The 18,332-nt window shown below is 66.8% G+C and carries 15 protein-coding genes; 8 read left to right on the top strand and 7 right to left on the bottom strand.

All coding sequences use genetic code 11. The features are described 5' to 3' along the window. The first annotated feature begins 2 nt into the window (after nt 1–2). The 5 genes from IPI67_03810 (at nt 3) to IPI67_03790 (ending at nt 8,707) form a co-directional block, all read left to right on the top strand. Complete coding sequence (locus IPI67_03810; protein MBK7579311.1) at nt 3–3,281, top strand: transglutaminase family protein; 3,279 nt, start codon at nt 3–5, stop codon at nt 3,279–3,281. Further along, nucleotides 3,278–4,741: a circularly permuted type 2 ATP-grasp protein gene (locus IPI67_03805; GenBank protein MBK7579310.1), complete on the top strand. Its 1,464-nt coding sequence runs from the start codon at nt 3,278–3,280 to the stop codon at nt 4,739–4,741. The genes IPI67_03810 and IPI67_03805 overlap by 4 nt, the downstream gene beginning before the upstream one ends. Further along, nucleotides 4,738–5,718 (top strand): alpha-E domain-containing protein, encoded by a 981-nt coding sequence (locus IPI67_03800; GenBank protein ID MBK7579309.1) that lies wholly within the window; start codon nt 4,738–4,740, stop codon nt 5,716–5,718. Before IPI67_03805 ends, IPI67_03800 begins: the two co-directional genes overlap by 4 nt. A gap of 61 nt (nt 5,719–5,779) precedes the next feature. Beyond that, nucleotides 5,780–6,829: an aldo/keto reductase gene (locus tag IPI67_03795; protein ID MBK7579308.1), complete on the top strand. Its 1,050-nt coding sequence runs from the start codon at nt 5,780–5,782 to the stop codon at nt 6,827–6,829. Between the two features lie 126 nt (nt 6,830–6,955). After that, nucleotides 6,956–8,707 carry a class II glutamine amidotransferase gene (locus IPI67_03790; GenBank protein ID MBK7579307.1) on the top strand — a complete coding sequence of 584 codons (1,752 nt, stop codon included), beginning with the start codon at nt 6,956–6,958 and terminating at the stop codon, nt 8,705–8,707. Between the two features lie 25 nt (nt 8,708–8,732). On the opposite strand, the gene IPI67_03785 is transcribed toward IPI67_03790, so the two are convergent. Together IPI67_03785 and IPI67_03780 are read right to left on the bottom strand one after the other, a co-directional pair. After that, the gene (locus IPI67_03785; GenBank protein MBK7579306.1) at nt 8,733–9,635 is read right to left on the bottom strand and encodes a hypothetical protein; all 903 of its coding nucleotides are present in this window, start codon (nt 9,633–9,635) and stop codon (nt 8,733–8,735) included. Then, a complete protein-coding gene (locus IPI67_03780; protein MBK7579305.1) occupies nt 9,635–11,725 on the bottom strand; it encodes a TonB-dependent receptor plug domain-containing protein in 2,091 nt (696 codons plus the stop codon). Before IPI67_03780 ends, IPI67_03785 begins: the two co-directional genes overlap by 1 nt. A 109-nt stretch (nt 11,726–11,834) precedes the next feature. Here IPI67_03780 and IPI67_03775 point away from each other — a divergent pair, with 109 nt between their 5' ends. Next, on the top strand, nt 11,835–12,434 hold the full coding sequence (locus IPI67_03775) for a DUF924 domain-containing protein (protein MBK7579304.1): 600 nt from the start codon (nt 11,835–11,837) through the stop codon (nt 12,432–12,434). Nucleotides 12,435–12,451: 17 nt separating this feature from the next. Here the strand turns inward: IPI67_03775 and IPI67_03770 are convergent, their stop codons facing one another. Next, a complete protein-coding gene (locus tag IPI67_03770; protein MBK7579303.1) occupies nt 12,452–13,150 on the bottom strand; it encodes a hypothetical protein in 699 nt (232 codons plus the stop codon). Nucleotides 13,151–13,259: 109 nt separating this feature from the next. Here IPI67_03770 and IPI67_03765 point away from each other — a divergent pair, with 109 nt between their 5' ends. Beyond that, the gene (locus IPI67_03765) at nt 13,260–13,664 is read left to right on the top strand and encodes a CBS domain-containing protein (protein ID MBK7579302.1); all 405 of its coding nucleotides are present in this window, start codon (nt 13,260–13,262) and stop codon (nt 13,662–13,664) included. Here the strand turns inward: IPI67_03765 and IPI67_03760 are convergent. Beyond that, complete coding sequence (locus tag IPI67_03760; GenBank protein ID MBK7579301.1) at nt 13,594–14,484, bottom strand: family 16 glycosylhydrolase; 891 nt, start codon at nt 14,482–14,484, stop codon at nt 13,594–13,596. The two genes, IPI67_03765 and IPI67_03760, sit on opposite strands and share 71 nt — an antisense overlap. Before the next feature lie 178 nt (nt 14,485–14,662). Here IPI67_03760 and IPI67_03755 point away from each other — a divergent pair, with 178 nt between their 5' ends. Continuing rightward, nucleotides 14,663–15,325 (top strand): NAD-dependent epimerase/dehydratase family protein, encoded by a 663-nt coding sequence (locus tag IPI67_03755; GenBank protein ID MBK7579300.1) that lies wholly within the window; start codon nt 14,663–14,665, stop codon nt 15,323–15,325. Between the two features lie 17 nt (nt 15,326–15,342). Here the strand turns inward: IPI67_03755 and IPI67_03750 are convergent, their stop codons facing one another. The 3 genes from IPI67_03750 to IPI67_03740 form a co-directional block, all read right to left on the bottom strand. Beyond that, complete coding sequence (locus IPI67_03750) at nt 15,343–15,996, bottom strand: AgmX/PglI C-terminal domain-containing protein (protein ID MBK7579299.1); 654 nt, start codon at nt 15,994–15,996, stop codon at nt 15,343–15,345. A 212-nt stretch (nt 15,997–16,208) separates the two neighbouring features. Continuing rightward, on the bottom strand, nt 16,209–17,642 hold the full coding sequence (gene cls, locus IPI67_03745) for a cardiolipin synthase (protein ID MBK7579298.1): 1,434 nt from the start codon (nt 17,640–17,642) through the stop codon (nt 16,209–16,211). Nucleotides 17,643–17,713: 71 nt separating this feature from the next. Further along, nucleotides 17,714–18,319 (bottom strand): Hsp70 family protein, encoded by a 606-nt coding sequence (locus IPI67_03740; GenBank protein MBK7579297.1) that lies wholly within the window; start codon nt 18,317–18,319, stop codon nt 17,714–17,716. Between the last annotated feature and the right edge of the window lie 13 nt (nt 18,320–18,332).

Raw genomic sequence — 18,332 nt, 5'->3', positions numbered from 1 at the left:
TTGTGCGCCTACTTCTCACTCATCGAAACCACTATCGTTACCCCCGCCCGGCCGGCCTCGGCCCGCACACCGTCCGCTTGCGCCCCGCGACCCACGCAAAGGCGCGGATCGAGACCCACGCGCTGCACATAGAACAAGAGTGCAACGTGCGCTGGCAGCAGGATCCGGCGGGCAATCATCTGGCCCGTTTGACGTTCCCGGAGGGCACCCGAGTCTCGTCGCTGGATCTGCTGGTCGAGCTCGCGGTCGACATCCGCCCGGTGAACCCCTTCGACTTCTTCGTCGACCCGCTCGCCGAGGAGGCGCCGTTCGCGTACCCCGACGAGCTCACGCAGGATTTGCTCCCGTATCTGGACACCACCGACGCGGCGTACGCGGGCGGCGAACGCTTGACGGAATTCCTGCGAGACTTGCCCCAGGGCGGTCGGACCGTCGACTTGATCGTCGAGTTGAATCGCCAGGTGAACGCGCGTCTGAAATACGTGATCCGGGAAGAGAGCGGGGTCTGGACCCCGGAGCAGACCCTCGGCGAAGGTCGGGCCAGCTGCCGGGACTCGGCGGTGTTGCTCGTGGCGGCACTCCGCTCCCGCGGGCTGGCGGCGCGATTTGTCAGCGGCTACCTGATTCAACTCACGGACGAAGGCATGATCCCCGACGAGCCGAAGGGCGTCGGGCGCGATGTGGTCGATCTGCACGCCTGGGCCGAGGTCTATCTCCCGGGTGCGGGCTGGATCGGGCTCGATGCCACGAGTGGGCTCTTCGCCGGCGAGGGACACATCCCCCTCGCCTGTGCGGCGCGCCCGGCCGCCGCCTCCCCCATCGAGGGCACGAGCGACGTCGTTGCCAGTGAGGTCAGCTTCGAGATGACCGTCGGCCGCCTGGGTCACGAGCCGCGCCCGACCGCGCCTTTCACGGAAGAGACCTGGGAGTTGCTCGTCGCGGCGGGTGACAAGAGCGACGCGCTGCTGGCGAACGCGGGCCTCGCGCTCACCGTCGGAGGCGAACCCACGTTCACTTCGCGCGTGCACGCGGCGGAGCCCGAGTGGAACACCGATGCCCTCGGCAAGACCAAGTCGGAGCATGGCCTTCTGCTGGCGCACGCGCTCCGCAAGCGCCTGGCACCCGGCGGCATCGTCTTGCACGGTTTTGGCAAGCGCTATCCCGGCGAGAGTTTGCCCCGCTGGGCGCTCGACGTGATCGCCCGCACCGATGGCGAGCCGCTCGCGTCCGGCCGGTCAGCGGGCGCTGCCCGCGACGCCGCTCTGTCCGACGCCGAGCGCGCGGTCCGCGCGATTGCGGCGCGCCTGGGTGTTTCGGCCGAGGGTGTGCAGCCTGCGCTCGAGGATCCATGGAACTTCGTGGCGGAGGAGGCGCGCCTCCCGGTCGGCGTCGACCCGTTGGCTGTGAAGCTGTCGGATCCAGAAGAGCGCTTGACGCTCGCGCGGGTGCTCGACCGTGGGCTCGAGACTCCGGTCGGCTTCGTGTTGCCGCTGGGGCCGGCGCCTGGCGAGGGTTGGCTCAGCGACGTCTGGCGCTTCCGTCGCGAGCGACTGTATCTGGTCCCGGGCGATAGCCCTGCGGGCCTCAGGCTGCCGCTCCGCGCCATCGTCGGGCCGGAGCCCCCGCTGCCCGAAGAAGAAGCCTTCGAGGGGCCGCCGGATCCCCGGCGCGCAAAACCCGACGAAGGCGCGGCCAAGGCCCGAGAGAAGGGTGTGCGCACAGCGCTGGTCTGTGAAGTGCGCGAGGGCAAACTCCACGTGTTCTTGCCTCCGACGCCGAGCGCCGAGCGCTTCTCGGCCTTGGTGCGGGGCGTGGAAGCAGCGCTCGCGGAGCTCGACCTGTCGGGTGTTCTGGAGGGGTATCCGCCGCCGCGATCGCCCGAGCTGTTGCGGTTTTCGGTCACGCCGGATCCCGGTGTGATCGAGGTGAACATCCCGCCGACTCGCACGAGCCGCGAACACACCGCGCTCTTGCAGTCAGTGTTCGACGCGGCACTGCACGCGGGGCTTCATGCGGAGAAATTTCAGCTCGACGGGCGGCAGGCCGGCAGCGGCGGCGGCAACCACATCACTCTGGGTGGCGCGACTGCGCTCGCGAGCCCGTTCCTGCAGCGACCCGATCTGCTCGCCAGCATGATCACGTTCGTACAGCACCATCCGTCGTTGTCCTATCTGTTCAGCGGGCTATTCGTCGGCCCGACTTCGCAGGCGCCGCGGGTCGACGAGGCGCGACACGATGCGCTGTACGAGCTCGAGATTGCCCTGGCCCGGGCGTTTCAGCCGGCCCCGAGCCGTCCGGCGCCGTGGCTCTCGGACGCGCTGTTCCGCAACCTGCTCGTGGACGTCTCCGGTAACACGCATCGCACTGAAATCTGCATCGACAAACTCTTCGACCCGAGCACGCCCCACGGTCGACAGGGGTTGCTCGAGCTGCGCGCCTTCGAGATGCCGCCGCACGCCCGCATGGCCAGCGCCCAGGTCACCCTGGTCAGGGCACTGGTGGCCTCGTTCGCCCAAGAGCCGTACCAGTACCCGCTGGTGCGCTGGGGTCAGGTGCTCCACGATCGATTCCTCTTGCCGACCTGGCTGTGGCGCGACTTCGAGGACGTGCTCGCTCACCTGGAGCGCGCGGGGCTGGGGCTGCCCGGCGAGGGATTTCGCGTGTTTCTAGAGCACCGCTGCCCGGTCGTGGGCACGCTGTCCGCCGGCGACGTTTTCCTGGAGCTGCGCAACGCCATCGAGCCATGGAACGTGCTCGGCGACGAGGTTACCGCCACGGGCACCGCGCGCTACGTCGACTCCTCCATGGAGCGCGTGGAAATTCGCGCGACGGGGCTGTTGCCAGAGCGGCACACCGTGATCGTGAACGGTCACGAGCTCCCGCTGCGCTCCACCGGTGTTGCAGGGGAGTACGTCGGTGGCGTGCGCTTCCGCGCCTGGGCTCCACCCCACAGCCTGCACCCGCACCTCGGCATCCATCACCCGCTCCGTTTCGAGCTGTGTGACCGCTGGGGCAAACGCTCTCTTGGCGCGTGCGCTTATCACGTCTGGCACCCCGAGGGTCGGGCCTTCGACGTGCCGCCGCTGACACGCTTCGAGGCACAGGCGCGTCGCGCACAACGCTTCACGCTAGAGGGGCCGACGCCGTGGCCGGTGCGCGCCAAACCGTCGCCGTTGAGCGCCGAGGCACCACATACCCTGGATCTGCGTCGCTTTGCCATCGATCATCCAATGCCAGACCCCGACCTCGATCTGGATGCGAGCCCGGAGGAGTCCGCATGAGCCCCAGCGATCTGTTTGCCGGCTACCGACCGCTGGATGGAACATGGGACGAGCTCTTCGGAGGACCAGCGCGTGTGCGGGCCGGGCTCGAGGGGCCGCTGCGGGCGCTGTTCAACGTTCGCGCCGATGAGCTGGCGCGGGCGCAAGCCCTCGCGGAGCGCTCGCTGATGAACCAAGGCGTGACGTTCTCGGTCTACGACGACGAGCGCGGCGCCGAGAAGATCTTCCCCTTCTGCCTGGTGCCCAGGGTGATTGCCGCGGCCGACTGGGAGCCCGTCGAACGCGGGCTCATACAACGCATCACCGCGCTGCAGCTGTTCCTGGACGACATCTACGGTGAGCAGCGCATCCTCGCCGAACGCCGCATTCCTCCCGAGGTCGTGCTCGGCGCCAAGCATTACTTGCCGCAGCTCCGGGGTGTGCGGCCGCCCCGCGGTGTGCGCATTCACGTCGCTGGCGTCGATCTGATCCGCGACCCGGATGGCGTCTTTCGAGTGCTGGAGGACAACCTGCGAACGCCCTCCGGGGTCTCTTACGTGATGGAGAATCGGCTGGTGACCAAGCGGGTGTTTCCCACGATTTTCGCCGAGTCTCGCGTGCGACGCGTTGATCACTACCCCGCGCGGTTGGCCGAGACGCTGCGCGCCACGGCGCCCGAGACCCATGAAGAGCCGGTTACCGTCGTGCTGACGCCGGGTCCGTTCAACTCGGCCTACTTCGAGCACAGCTTCTTGGCGCGGACGATGGGCGTCGAACTGGTGCACGGCAGTGACCTGTGTGTGGAGGATGACAACGTCTTCTTGCTCACCACGCGCGGGCTCCGTCGTGTGTCGGTGATCTACCGGAGAATCGACGATGCGTTCCTCGATCCCGAGGTCTTTCGCAAGGACAGCCTGCTCGGTGTGCCGGGTGTGCTTCGCGCGTGGGCGAAGGGAAACGTGACGCTGGCGAACGCTCCTGGGAACGGTGTGGCCGATGACAAGGCCGTCTGCGCTCTGGTTCCGGACATCATTCGCTTCTATCTGAACGAAGAGCCGGCCCTCGCTGACGTGCCGACCTACGTCTGTGCTCGAGAGGACGACCGGCGCTACGTGGTCGACCACCTGGACGAGCTGGTAGTGAAAGCGGTGGACGAAGCCGGGGGCTACGGCATGCTGATGGGGCCGCAGTCGAGCGCTGCCGAGCGCGACGAGTTTCGCCGGCGCATCGAGGCCGAGCCCCGCAAATACGTGGCGCAGCATCGGGTGGAGCTCTCGTCTTGCCCCACCTGGACCGGTGAACCCAGACGCCTCGTGCCGCGGCGAGTCGACCTGCGGCCGTACATCTTGACCGGTCCGGACGGGCCCTGGGTGCTGCCCGGCGGGCTGACCCGGGTCGCGCTGCGCGAGGGCTCGTACGTGGTGAACTCCAGCCAAGGCGGCGGCTCGAAGGACACCTGGGTCCTGTCGGAGGGTGCATGATCGCTCGCGTCGCAGATCACTGTTTCTGGCTCGGAAGGTACATCGAGCGAGCCGAGAGCACGGCTCGGCACCTGCATGTCACCGACACCTTGGCCTTGGATGCGGAGCTGCCGCCGGGGCGCGTCTGGCCGCCGCTGGTGATCGTCTCGGGGCAAGAGCAGGACTTCGTCGAGCGTTTTGGTCGGGAGGCGCTGGGGGTCGAAGAGCAGGTCCAGCACTATCTGGCGAGGGATCCCGAGAACGGCGTCTCGCTGCGCTGCTCGATCGCTGCGGCCCGGGAGAACGCCCGCTCGATTCGCGACGTCGTGAGCCTCGAGGTCTGGCAGATCGTCAACGAGCTCCACCTGTTCTTCTCGAGCAGCGAGGCCGACGCGATGTACCAGACGGACAAGGACGCGCTCTACCTCCGGGTACGCCAATCCACTCAGCTTGCGCTGGGGCTCTTGCGCAGCACGATGCTGCACGACACCCCCCTCGACTTCATCTGGCTTGGTGTGCTGCTCGAGCGGTTGGGACAGACGGCGCGTCTGCTCGATGTGGAGCACCACGCCATGAACGCCAACCATGGCCAGCATCCGGTGCTCGATACGGCGCTCTGGCTGTCGCTGCTTCGTGCCTGCTCCGGCTTCGAACCGTTCATGAAGCGCAATCAGGGTCGGGTCACGGGCGCCGCGGTTGCCGCGTTTCTGGTGCTCGAGCCGTCATTTCCGCGCTCGGTTCGCTACTGCACCACGTCGGCGCGTGAGCGCCTCGCGACGATCTGCAACAACGACGAGCTGCCCGGGCGTTCGGCGCTCACTCGACTGCAGGCGCTCGAGGCCTGGCTCCTCGAGCTCCCGGCCGATTCACTCACGGGGGAGCGCGTCCACGAGGTGCTCACCCACGTTGTGAGGGAGGGGGACGCCGTGTCTGCCGACGTGAGCGACGAGCTGTGGGGTGAAGTGCCCGAAGCCGGCGCTGACGCGACCCCCCAGTGACGGCGTCGGGATTGACATCGTGGGGTCACCACCTCACGTAGCGGGGCCAGGGAGGCCTCGAATGTTGCGTTATCGACTACTCGGAAGATCTGGACTGCGGGTGTCAGAGCTGTGTCTCGGCACGATGAGCTTTGGTGATAACTGGGGCTTCGGCGCCGACGAGGCCGAGAGCCACCGCGTGCTCGACGCCTACGCCGACGCCGGCGGCAACTTCCTGGACAGTGCCAACAAGTACCACGGCGGCCAGACCGAAGAGATCGTCGGGCGTTGGCTGACGGGTCGCCGTGATCGCACGGTGGTCGCCACCAAGTACACGCTGAGCATGGACCACGCTGACCCGAACGCCTCGGGTAACCACCGGAAGAACCTGGTGCACTCCGTCGAGGCTAGTCTGCGACGACTCGGCACCGACTACATCGATCTCTTGTGGGTTCACGCCTGGGACGACTACACGCCGTACCAAGAGACGCTGCGCGCGCTCGACGATCTGGTCCAGAGTGGCAAAGTGCTCTACCTCGGCGTCAGCGACGCGCCAGCCTGGATCGTCTCCGCCTCGAACGTGCTCGCCGAGCTCCGGGGTTGGACGCCGTTCGTGGGGCTGCAGATCGAGTACAGCCTGCTGCAGCGAGCGCCGGAGCGCGATCTCTTGCCGATGGCCGCGTATTTCGGGCTCTCCGTCCTCGCCTGGGGTCCGCTCGCCGCGGGTGTCCTGACCGGGAAGTACACACGCAGTGGGGTCGAGAACGACTCGTTGCGAAAGACCGGGAACGAACAGCGGGGTCGGACCAACGAGAAGTCCCTCGAGGTCGCGCGCGCGGTGGACACGGTGGCCGACGAGCTCGGGGCCAGTTCGTCCCAGGTGGCATTGGCCTGGGTTCGCGCCCAGGGTTACGAGTTCTTGCCAATTGTCGGGGCGCGCAAGGTCGCGCAGCTCGAGGACTCGATGGGCTCTCCCGAGGTCAAGTTGAGCCCTGAGCAGCTCGCCCGACTCGACGAGGTGAGCCGCATCGAGCTGGGCTTCCCCCACGATTTCCTGGCGTCGAAGGGCGTGCGTGATCTGGTGCGCGGAGAAATCCGGACCCGCATCGATGGGCGTGTTGCCCGGCAATGAGCGAGGGGAAAGCTCCGCGCAGACCTTGTCAGCGTCGGTGGCTTTCGGCACGCTGTCGGCGCGGTCGTCTCTTCTCGGGCCATTGGGCTCGGCGATCCGCGCCCCCAGGCTTCACTAGCGAACACCATGCCCAACCTCTTCGGGATGTCGTTCGAAGGCACGCTGGCTCCGTCCTTCGAGCTCACCTGTCTCAAGGCCGGCCGCAAGCTCCCGGACGGCTGGGGCATCGGATATTACCCGGGTGGCGAGCCTTCCGCGTGTGTGCTCAAAGAGCCCGCGCCCGGCTCGGGCAGCATCCGCAGCGAGCTGGTCAGCGCCTGGGATCACCTGGCCTCGTCGATCTTCGTCGTGCACATCCGCACCGCGATGTGGGGCAAGAACACCGACGCGAATACGCAGCCGTTTTGTCGCCCTCACGCCAGTCGTGACTGGCTGATCGGTCACAGCGGAAGTCTTCGGGAACGGCTCGCCGTCGGGAGCCGCTTCGAGCCGGTAGGGTCCACCGATTCCGAGCTCGTGTTCTGCCACTTGCTCGAGAGGTTTGCTGACGCGGGCTGGCGTTCAATCGGCGAAGGTGACCTCGCGCAGCTCGGGAAAGTGCTCGGAGATCTGAACCGCACTGGCGCGCTCTCTCTGGTCTTGAGTGACGGCGTCGACCTGCTGGTCTACTCGGACGCCCACGACGAGGGCGGGCTCTTCTTGAGCCACCTCCTGCCGCCGTTCGGGGAGCGCACGGTGTTCGGCGATTCCGACCTGCAAGTGGACCTGACCCGACGCGGGGAGATCAGCCGCAAAGGTGTGCTGGTGTCCTCGAACCCGCTCAGCCGGACCGACGGCCAACCCATGGAATGGGCGCGGGTTCCGCCGGGGCACCTCACTATCATTCGTCAGGGCGCCGTCATCGCGGAGCTGGGTGTGGAGACCGGGGAGGACGGGGGACCGCGTCCGCGCCTGCGCTCCGGTCAACCACAGCGGCGTCGAGCCGAGCCAAAGACCATCGAGGTCGTTCACAGCACTCATTATCGGTACTCGGCGCCCGTCGAACGCAGCAGCCACCTGTTCAAGCTCGCCCCGGCGCACGACCGCTCGCAGACGGTTCGCGAGCACGTGCTCGAGCTTCAGATCGATGGTGCTCCGCTCCAGGGGCGGCAGCTGGAGTTTGACGACGTCTTCGGAAACCGTGCACACCGAGTCGTCATCGAACAGGCGTACAACGAGCTCAGCGTGGTCTCGCGGTCCGTGGTCGACGTACTGTCGGTGGACCCGCTCGAGTTCAAGCCGCTGCACGCGCGCCGGGCCATCCCGCTGGTCTGGATGCCCTGGCAGCGTGAAATGATGGCTCCCTACCTGCTTCCGTCCGAGCTTCCGGAGACGCAGCTTCAGGAGCTAGCCGACTACGCCATGACCTTCGTCGAGCGCAACGACTACGATCTGATCGGCACCGTGCTCGACATGAACCGGTCGATCTACAAGGAATACAAGTACAAACCGGGCGCGACTACCAACGAGACGACGGCGTTCGAGGTGTATACGAATCGTCGCGGAGTGTGCCAGGACTTCACCAACGTGTTCATCTGCCTGGCACGGCTACTGAGCATTCCGGCGCGCTACCGCTGTGGTTACATCTACACCGGGCCCAAGGCCGACAATCAGGCGCAGTCCGAGGCGTCACATGCCTGGATCGAGCTCTACCTGCCCGAGTCCGGCTGGACGGGGTTCGACCCGACGAACGGTGTCCACACTCAGACCGATCACGTGCGGGTGGCGTGTGGTCGAAGTTACGTGGACGCCACTCCGACGTCGGGGACCATCTACGTTGGCGGCGGGACGGAGACGTTGCGGGTCGACGTGCGCGCCGAGGTGCTTTCCGACGGCTGACGCCTGAGATCGCGCGCCGCGCGCGTCACTCGGGGTTGCGGGTGTTGGGAAAGACGTCTTTCTCTTTGGCGTTGGCGTCGACCACCCGCTGAAACAGGCCCTTGTAGACGTAGGCCCCGAGGGTCATCAGCCCCTTGGCCTCACCGTCTGCGTAGCGGGACGAGTCGGCGATGCTGGCGAGTGGGACCGCTTCGAGCTCGTGCAGCGCGACCTCGCCGTCGTTGTTCTGATCCGCCGCCGCGATGGCGTCGAAGCGTAGCTGTCCCTCGCCGCTCAGCTGGTCCCAGAACAGCGCGCCTCCGAGAATGGGGACGTCCAGGCCGAGCTCGTCGTGCTCCTTCAGCTCGAAGCCCCGCTTGACCTCGGTGCCCTGTCTGGTGCCGATGTTGGTGTAGTCGATGCGGTAGCGATACGACCAGGAGAGCCGCTTCTCGACCGACCCCTTTCGCGCCGTCGCCTCGAGGTGAATGCTGATGCCGCCGTCCGTGACGTAGTCGTCACTCTCCGGCGTGCGCATGAACTTCCGATCGGCGGGCGTCGCGCCTTGCCCCAGGACCGAGTCCTCTTTTGGGCTCGAGAGCTCGAGATCGATGCTGCAGACTCCGAGCGCGAAGACCAGGTTGAGTTTCTGCTCGTGCCCAGACTTCATGTCCAGAACGCGGCTGTAGTTGGGATCGGAGTAGGTGTGGTTGCACGTGCCCTCGTCGTCCTCCGCTGACGCAAACCCGAGCGACACCAGGAACCTCTGGTAGTCGACTTGCCAGCCGTCCGCCGTGACGACTCCGGTCTCGATCACGCTGTCGGGACTCGCGGTGACGAGGACGCTGCCCGGCGGCGGGCGCGGATCGTTCTGGAGGCAGGCCGGCGTGCACAGGGCCGCGCCGACCACGAGTGAGAGTCGCGACCACGCGGTCTCGAAGCGTCGCATCAAAAACCTCCTTCGAGCCCGATGCTCGGAATGGTGACGGGGCCAATGGTGGTGTCCGCGCCGGTCCCGGACGCAAAGGTCTCTTTGCTGAGGGTGGCGTTCATGACTTCACCAACGAACGAGAGCCAGGCGCTCTTGGCGAGGGGCCAGCGCTTTTCGATGCGCAAGTCGACCCGGTAGAAAGCTGGCCCGCGGTCGGGCGCGCGGGGCCTCAGGGGCACGATCAGTCCATTCGACGGGTAGGTCTTGGGTGTGCCCGTGTAGAACACCACGCGAGTGCCGGCGCGCCAGCGACGCCCCAGATCGTAACCCACTGCTGCGTTGGCCACGTGAGTGCGATCAAAGGCGCTGGGGAACTTCTCCCTCCCCACGCTGCGGCTCGAACGCGACAGGGTGTACGACAGAAATCCGCCGAGTCGGCGGGTGAACTTCCGGCGCACGAACAGCTCCAGACCGGCGGCGTCACCCGTCGTGCGGCGATCCGAGGTCAAGTCGAACTCGCCCGAAGAGACCGCGAGGGTGTCGGTCAGGTTGAAGAAGGCGTTGTGAAACAGGGTCGTGCCGGCGGTCACGTCCTCGGGCAGATCCACCTCGACCCCCGCGCTTGTCTGAAAGCTGGTCTGCAACCCGTTGGCCAGGGTCCCGGGTGTGAGCCCGGGGATCGGGCCGAAGAAGGACGGTGGCTGGTGAACCAGGCCGTAGGCGTGGATGATCCGCACCGCTCGGCTCACGTGGAAGACGGCGGCCAAGCGTGGGTCCACAGCCAGCACCGCGGCTCCCACCGAACCATACAGGTCGAGGCGTACGCCCGGCGTCAGCTCGAGCTCCGGCGTGGGTTCGAACACCACATCCACGTAACCGCCGAGGGCCAGATCGTTTCGCTCGGGAAACAGCGCGTTTTTCCGAGCGAGGTCCGGCGAGTCTGGATCCTCGTACTCGAGGTTGCTCGCCCCGTAGGCATCGACGGTCAGATCGGCACCGCCTCGCAGCATCACTCCATCGCCGGCCCGGTGAACGACCTCCACGCGGGAGCCGACCATCTTGTCGTGACCGTTGCGGTACTCGGCCAGGCGCGTCTGGTCGTAACCGAAGGTCACGGCGTAGCGCAGACTGCTGTCCCTGGAGAAGAAGTGGTCGTAGCGCAGATCGACGCGGTAGAACTCCGACGCAAACAGCACGTCGAGCCCGCGGTCTTTGGGCTCGCCGAGCAGATCGTAGGCGCCGAAGCTGAAGACACTCACGCGATCTCGCGGCCCGAGATCGTACGAAGCCCGCGCCTGGTAGTCGCGATACTCGAGCTTGATCTCCGGCACGATCAAGGACAGCAGCGTACCAGTGTACGAATAGCGCCCGCCGAGCAGCACGGTTCCGCGGCCGTCCGCAAAGCCGCTCTCCACGACCGCGCCGACATCGAATAGGCGCAGGTTTCCTTCGCCGTGCAGGTCGCTCCTCGGCTCCGTCACGTCGGCTGCGACGATTCCGCCTGCGTAGCGCCCGAAGCGCGCGGGATACCCGCCTGGGTAGAAGTTCACACGCTGCACGATCGCCGGGTGGATCACCGAGGGGCCGAGGCCGATGTGATAGAGGTAGGGCACGCGCACGCCGTCGAGGAAGTAGCCGACGTTGCCGGGCGGCGCGCCGCGCACGTAGAAAAAAGGCACGCCCGAGGCGATCGGAGTGACACCGGGGAGCGCCTCGATGGCGCGGAATGGATCGCCAAAGGCGCCCGGGAGCTGGCGCACCTCGGCCCGGCTCAGCGACGTGCCGGCAGGCTCGACGCGCTCGCCATGCACCACCACCTCGATGGGTTTTTCCACTTCCGGTGGGGGGGCGGGCTCGTCGCCGGATTCGGGCTGTTGCTCGACGGCGGGCGTGGCCTTCGGTGCGGTAGCCAGCGGCGCGGTCGGCTTTGCGCTTCCAGTCTCTGATTCGGGTTGCGCTGCGGCGAGCTGCACGAACGACAGCAGCGAGAGCAGGGCAGCGGGCCCGAGGGCCGCGCGCACGAGCGCGGACCGCGCCCGCCGACGCACGGAGGTTCGGCTGGCGACGAGGTTGTGTCGTCGTGCGAGAAGGCGCTTGCCCTCGGTCACCTTCGGAGCGTAGCGCGACTTTCCGGAGAAAGTCCCGGTCCGGGCCCTCGCGCGCGCCGCGAGCGGGGTTGCTTTACTGCGCGCCCCGCGTCGGGTCTGATGCACGAGCATGTTGCCCGACGAAGTGCTCGAGTTTTGGTTCGGAACGCCAGATCCGGCTGGGGATGTCCCCGACGCAGTATTCGCGAAGTACTGGAAGAAGGATGAGAGCTTCGACGCGCTCATTCGCGACCGCTTTGGTGACGCCCACTCGCGCGCCAGTCGGGGTGAGCTGTCCTCTCTTGCGGACACCCCGAGGGGTCGCCTGGCCCTGGTCATCCTGCTCGATCAGTTCACGCGCAATCTGTTCCGGGGCCAGGCTGCGACTTTTGCACAAGACGCGCAGGCGCTCCGCCTGGCACTAGACGGGATCGACGCGGGTGACCTCGAACGACTGATGCCGCTGCAGCGTTATTTCCTGATCATGCCGCTGATGCACAGCGAACAGCTCGAGGATCAGGAGCGGTGCATCGAGCTATTCGATGCCCAGGTCGCAGCGAGCGACGACGCGGGAGTGAAGAAGCGCTTCGTCGCGGCCGCCGACTTCGCGCGGCGTCACCGTGACATTGTGCGGCGCTTCGGGCGCTTCCCCCACCGGAACGCGGTGCTCGGGCGCGAATCTACGCCCGACGAGCAGGAGTTTCTGAAAACGCCTGGCTCGTCGTTCTGACGCGCCGAACCGCGCGCTCAGCCGGGTCGGGTCTTGCCGGCAATGTTCGCCAGCCACTCGGTGCCGGCGCGCTCGAGGTGAGCGAAGGTCGCGTCGTCGCCGTAGGCGAGCGCGGTCCACATGGCGCGGGAGAGGTTGACCAGGCCGCCGATGCGCTCGGAACGCGTGGTGTTCTGCAGCAGGACCGCCGCTTGTTCGGTCTGTGATAGTGCGGCCATCAAGCTCGCGCGGGGACCGGACGCGAGGACCAGACTGCACCACGCTTCCCAGTCGTCTTGCAGGCTTTCAGGAGTGACCGTGCCGAGGCCGAGCTTGGTCGCGACGTTCACCAGGAAGTGCCACTTGGGGTCGGGGTCGGACGGGTCGTAGCCGTCCCCGGAAGCGAGCCAAACGTCGACGCCGCTCTCGATCGCCGCCAGCTCGAGTTTCTCCGCGTGGCTCGGCGCCTTGGACTGGAACGCGGCTTTGACGGCGTCGGCGGTGTAGGCACCGAGCTCCTTGGCTCGCGCACCGTCATGCATGGCCTGGCAGAGCCAGATGCGATTCTGGCGCTCGCGGGGCCAACCGAGGAGCGCCAACCACAACTTGTCCGAGCCCGGTTTGGCAAAACGCTCGCTGGCGGTTTGTTTCCGTAGCGAATCAGGCCTCGGGCCGCCGGCTTGGGGTGTGGCGCCGGACTTCCCCTGCGCGCGTCGGAGCTTCCGTTTGTTCGACACGGGCGGGATCCTACATGAGCCGAGAGCCCCGGGGGAGGCGCGCCAGCGTTGATCGGCGGGCCGACCGCCGCTAAAGCTGATCGGGGTCCAGCTCCGAGGGAGAACGGCGATGCTCAAAGTCGAAGACATCATGACGAAGAAGGTGATGACCATCACGCCCGACACGAAGCTGGACGATTTGGCCTGGGGGCTGACACAGAAGGGCGTGAGCGGCGCGCCGGTGCTCGACGCCGGCGGACACCTCTTGGGGCTCGTTACCAAGAGTGATCTCGCCGATCCGACCCGCCCGGGCCGCCTCGAGAGTGCGACGGCGGAGGACGTGATGAGCCCCTTCGTGTTTGCGATCGACCGAACCGAGTCGGTGCTCGATGCCGCCAAGCGCATGGTGGAGACCGGGAGTCATCGCCTGGTCGTCGTCGATTCGAGCGGACACCTCGCCGGCATCATCTCCAGCATGGACGTGGTGCGAGCGTTCGTGAACGGCAAGCTGACTGACCCGGAGCAAGACCGGTGAGCGCGCGTGACAAATCGGACCGCGATGCCATCCTGGCGCGGCGCCGTTTGTTCGTGACCTCGGCTCTGGCCAGCATTGCCGTCTCACAGACGCGCTGTGACACGGTGTTCAAACCCTGTCTCGAAATGAGCATCGACAGCGGGGCCACTTCGCCGACCATCTGTCTGTCCCCGCCCATGCCTCCGCCTGATGCGTCCGTCAGCATCGTGACCAACACCGACGCCAGCGCAGACGCCGGCGCAGGCGACGCGGAACCTCGCCCCTGTTTGAGCGTTGCGCTGCCGCCGCCCGACGCGGGGCGCGACGCGGGCAAGGTGAACATTGCCCCGCCAACGCCGCCGCGTCCGTGCCTCTCTCCGCCACCTATCCCGCAGCCGTGCCTCAAACCAATGAGCGGCCCCAAGCAGTGAGCCCCCGCGCCCGGACAGCCCGTGCTCACTGCCAGTGGCGCACGTAGTCGATCTTCAGCGTCGAGGGCACCTTGATTGGGTAGCTGCCGTTGAGACCGTGATTCAGGATGAAGTAGTGGGGACTGCTCGCGGTCTTCGCGCCGCCCGCGAGGCCGGCCGAGGTCACGCCGCCGACGTCCTTGCCTTTCCATGATGTCGATCTCGCCGTCTTCTGGCCAGACCTTGCCGTTGACCCAGAACGCCGCCCAGTTCTCCGGCGTGCCCGTACCGGGGGGGAGCCACATCCGGGCTTCGACGAACCCGTAGGTGAAATTGTAGCGGCCGTCGCTCATCACGAGGCCGGAGGCGTACGCCGCCTTGCTCCCGTCCTTCTTGACACAACCGGACTTCGAGGTCGCGACCGCCGTCAGCTCGAGCGCGCCGTTCGTGACCGTGACCTGCGCGGGGTCAAAGCAGCTCGCCTCGAGATCATTGGGCGGCTCAAATCGGTGCGAGACTTCATCCGAACCAGACTACGCGCCGCACGGCTGCGTGCAAAGGTCGACTTTTCGACGGGTGTGCGCCGCGTTCGCCCTATGCTCGCTGGTGATGAAGGTGATCGTTTTCGGCGGGACCGGGATGGTCGGGCAGGGTGTGCTCCGGGAGTGCCTGCTCGATCCGGATGTCGAGGACGTGCTCAGCGTTGGGCGTAGCGCCACGGGGCAAACCCACACCAAGCTGCGAGACTTGGTGCACACCGACACCGCGGACTTCTCTCCGATAGCCGACGAGCTCACGGGGTGGGATGCGTGTTTCTTCTGCCTCGGGATCTCTTCGGCGGGCATGAGTGAGGAGGAGTACACGCGCGTGACCTACGGGATCGCACTTGCTGCTGCCGAGGTGCTGGCCGAGCGTAATCCGAGCATGACCTTCGTCTTCGTCTCCGGAGCGGGCACCGACGCGAGTGAGCGCGGCCGCAGCATGTGGGCTCGGGTCAAGGGCAAGACCGAGAACGCACTGCTGCGCTTGCCGTTCAATGCCGCGTACATGTTTCGTCCGGCGTTCATCCAGCCGCTACACGGGATCAAGTCCAAGACGAAGCTGTACAATGCCGCGTACACCGTGCTTGGCCCGCTGACGCCGATCCTTCGTCGTGCATTGCCCAAGTACACGACGACCACGGAGAAGGTCGGGCGCGCCATGCTGAGGGTGGCGCGGGACGGTGCTCCGAAGACCGTGCTCGAGAACGACGACATCAACGCACTCGCGTGAAGCGCGAGGGACGCGGCTCACGGGCCGTCAGCACAAAGCGGATCGCCCGGGTCGCAGGCGGAGGGTCTTGCAGGTGCCGGCGCTCCTCTGGTGGGTGCGTCCACATCGGGTCGTTGCGCGGGTCGACCCGCGCGGTATGCCTCGGCGAAGCCTGGAGGTGGGGCGTCCGCCACGTGGTCCGCGTCGTCGAGGCGGAGCTTGGGAGAGGGGGCGTCGGGGCTGAAGTAGAGCGGGTAGTCGATGGAGACGGTGTCGTGCAGCGGATTGTGAAACGACAGCGTGAACACGTGGTTGAGAACACAGGCGCGCACTCTCGGGTCGGGCAGCGTGGGCGAGCGCTCCCCGGCCTGCCAAACTCGACCGTCCGCGCCGATCACGAACGTCATCACGACCCGACCTGCCAGCTTCGGGTTTCGTTGCAGCCCACGCTGGTAACACTCGCGAAACCGCCCCTTGTTTTGCACGAGCACGCGCTGCACGGCCTGAGGCGGCAGCCGATGGCCCCGAGCGCCCGATACTGGCCCGAGAGTTGGAGGTGGCTCGCTGCGAACCAGCGAGGCGACCGGCGTCAACGGGTTGGGCCTCCACACCGGGTTGGTGGCTGCGCTCTCGTCTCGGAAGAAGCTCCGGCTCGCTCCGCGGCCGACGGCCTCGGCGATGCTGGCGTTCAATGCGGAGCGGGCCGCCGGATCGGGCTCCGTGGCTGGTGGAAGGGGCGATGCGCTCGGGCGGGTGGGCTCGACCGGATGCGCCGCGATCGGCGGAGCTCTTCCCGTGGCGCAACCGAAGGCACAGATGAAGGCTGGAAGCGCGCCAGAAATGACAACTCTCCGCCGCGCCATGCGGACTCCGACACTGGGCGGGGGGCGAAGTTCCGGGGGCCTCACAACATCGGTGACAGCACGCGTGCCATGCCTTCGAAGATCCGTGGTCCCAGGCGCAAGCGCACGCGGCTGGCCCCGGTCACCTGCTTCGCGTGGGTCAGGTCTCGCTCGAAGGCCTCTGCCAGCGCGCTCGAGAGCTTCCGGCCGTACACCAGAGCCGAGACCTCGAAATTGAGTCGAAAGCTGCGGTTGTCGAAGTTGGCCGTTCCTATGGCAGCCAGCCACTCGTCAACGACCAGCGTCTTGGCGTGTAACATTCTGGGCTCGTACTCGAAGATCCGCACCCCCGCGCCGAGTAGTGCGTCGTAGTACGAGCGTGCCGCGGCAGCGACCGTGCGCGAGTCGCCGTTCTTCGGCACGAGCACTCGAACGTCGACGCCGCGCAGCGCCGCCGCTCGAAGCGCGAACGACATGGGCTCGTCCGGCACGAAGTACGCCGTGGTGAGCCACACGCGGGACATCGCCGCGCAAATCGCGGCAAAATACACACTTTTGATGGTCTCGTGTTCCTTGTCCGGCCCCGAGTCCAAGATCTGAACCAGCTCCCCGGGTGCAACGTCGTGCCGCGGGAACAGCTCCGGACGCTCGGGGGTGGTGCCGCAGGCGTAGCACCAGTCTTCGAGAAAGATCAGCTGCAGCTGCGCGACACAAGGTCCCTCGAGCCGGAGGTGCGTGTCGCGCCAAGCGTCGGCGCGCACCTTGGGATTTTCTTCGTCGGTGACGTTGACGCCGCCGGTGAACCCGATCCTGCCATCGACCACCACGATCTTCCGGTGGTTCCGGAAGTTCAGCACCCGCCCCCACAGTGCGGCGGGGCCCAGCCGATTGAACGCCGCGACCTCCGCTCCGGCCTCGACCAGCGGTGCAAAGAAGTCACGCCGGCGCGCGGTCGCCGAGCCCACCGCATCAACCAGCAGTCGGACGGTGAGACCCGCGCGGGCTCGCTCGACCAGCGCGTCGCGGAGCGCTCGACCGGTCTCGTCCGGCTCGAAGATGTAATAGAGGACGTGAACGTGGTCCTTCGCGGCGCTTATGGCCTCGAGGATCGAGTCGAACGTCTGAGCGCCGTCGAGCAACAACTCACACCCCGTTGCGGTGCTCAGCGCTGCCTTGTTCACGGCTTCGCCCAGTCGCACCAGCTGTTCCGCGTCGCGCAATACTCCCGGATCCGGGTTCGAAAGTGCCTCGGGTTGCACCACGAGCCGTGCGATGGCGTTCTGGGCTCGCAGTCGCTTCAGCCGTCGCCGACGAATGCGACGCGGACCCAGGAAGAAGTAGATCACGAAGCCGGCGCCGGGCAGAGCAATCAGTCCGAAGATCCAGGCCAGCGTTGCGGCGGGACTACGCTTCTCCAGCAGGATCCAGCCGCACAGGAGCAGCACGTAGATCGGCTCGATGACCGTGAGCGCAGTGAGCATGGTGTCAGCGGCCATCGACGTTGTTCACTTACCTCGGATTCGACGCGGGTCCCACGCTGCCGTTGGGCTTGAAGCGGTCGCAGCAGTCAATCCCCTGAGTCCCGCGCGGCGGAGCCGGGGTCGGCGCCGCCTTCCGGGTCGGCCTCGCCCCGCGCGATCGAGCGTGCGTGGACGGCGAGCCCTTCGACGACGGAGTGAAAGTTCTTCCAGTCCTTCACCCGAGCGTCGCCGAAGCGCCGGCGGATCTCGTCTGCGATGCGAGTGACCTTCGCGGTTCCGCCGGTGCAACACACGAGCTCGATATCGGCGGCAAACACGCCCGCCGCGTCGAGCGTCGTGTCCAGGCAGTCCAGGATGGCATCGGTCTCTTGCCGGGAGAGGGCGTCGAACTCCGGTCGCGTGAGGTGTTCCGCGAGCGCGATCGATGGGTACTCGAAGCTCACCTCGGTCTCGAGCTCCGACGAGAGTCGGCGTTTGGCCTTCTCGATCACCTCGAACACGGTGAACCCCAAGGCGTCGTCGACGAGCACCTCGAGCTGTTCGAGCTTCGCCCGGTCGTCGTGGCCGACGCTCCAGCTGCGGACGTTGCGCAGAAACTCGGCGATGTCCTGCCGTCGCAGGATCGACAGGTGGGCTGGGGAGCAGAGGTGCTCGCTGATCATCCTCGGCATGGTCAGCAGGTTGGTGCCCACCGGCACTCGGTAG

It is taken from the genome of Myxococcales bacterium, assembly GCA_016706225.1.
In the GTDB taxonomy this organism is placed as follows: domain Bacteria; phylum Myxococcota_A; class Polyangia; order Polyangiales; family Polyangiaceae; genus JADJKB01.
Note: the sequence above shows the minus strand (reverse complement) of the source record. Positions and strands in the feature narration are given on the sequence as shown.

What these genes read in the sequence shown, in the direction of transcription:
- IPI67_03790 (MBK7579307.1), top strand. Translation starts at nt 6,956, where the DNA reads ATGCCCAACCTCTTCGGGATGTCGTTCGAAGGCACGCTGGCTCCGTCC.
- cls (MBK7579298.1), bottom strand. Translation starts at nt 17,642, where the DNA reads ATGGCCGCTGACACCATGCTCACTGCGCTCACGGTCATCGAGCCGATC.
- IPI67_03795 (MBK7579308.1), top strand. Translation starts at nt 5,780, where the DNA reads ATGTTGCGTTATCGACTACTCGGAAGATCTGGACTGCGGGTGTCAGAG.
- IPI67_03785 (MBK7579306.1), bottom strand. Translation starts at nt 9,635, where the DNA reads ATGCGACGCTTCGAGACCGCGTGGTCGCGACTCTCACTCGTGGTCGGC.
- IPI67_03755 (MBK7579300.1), top strand. Translation starts at nt 14,663, where the DNA reads ATGAAGGTGATCGTTTTCGGCGGGACCGGGATGGTCGGGCAGGGTGTG.
- IPI67_03775 (MBK7579304.1), top strand. Translation starts at nt 11,835, where the DNA reads ATGTTGCCCGACGAAGTGCTCGAGTTTTGGTTCGGAACGCCAGATCCG.
- IPI67_03800 (MBK7579309.1), top strand. Translation starts at nt 4,738, where the DNA reads ATGATCGCTCGCGTCGCAGATCACTGTTTCTGGCTCGGAAGGTACATC.
- IPI67_03765 (MBK7579302.1), top strand. Translation starts at nt 13,260, where the DNA reads ATGCTCAAAGTCGAAGACATCATGACGAAGAAGGTGATGACCATCACG.
- IPI67_03805 (MBK7579310.1), top strand. Translation starts at nt 3,278, where the DNA reads ATGAGCCCCAGCGATCTGTTTGCCGGCTACCGACCGCTGGATGGAACA.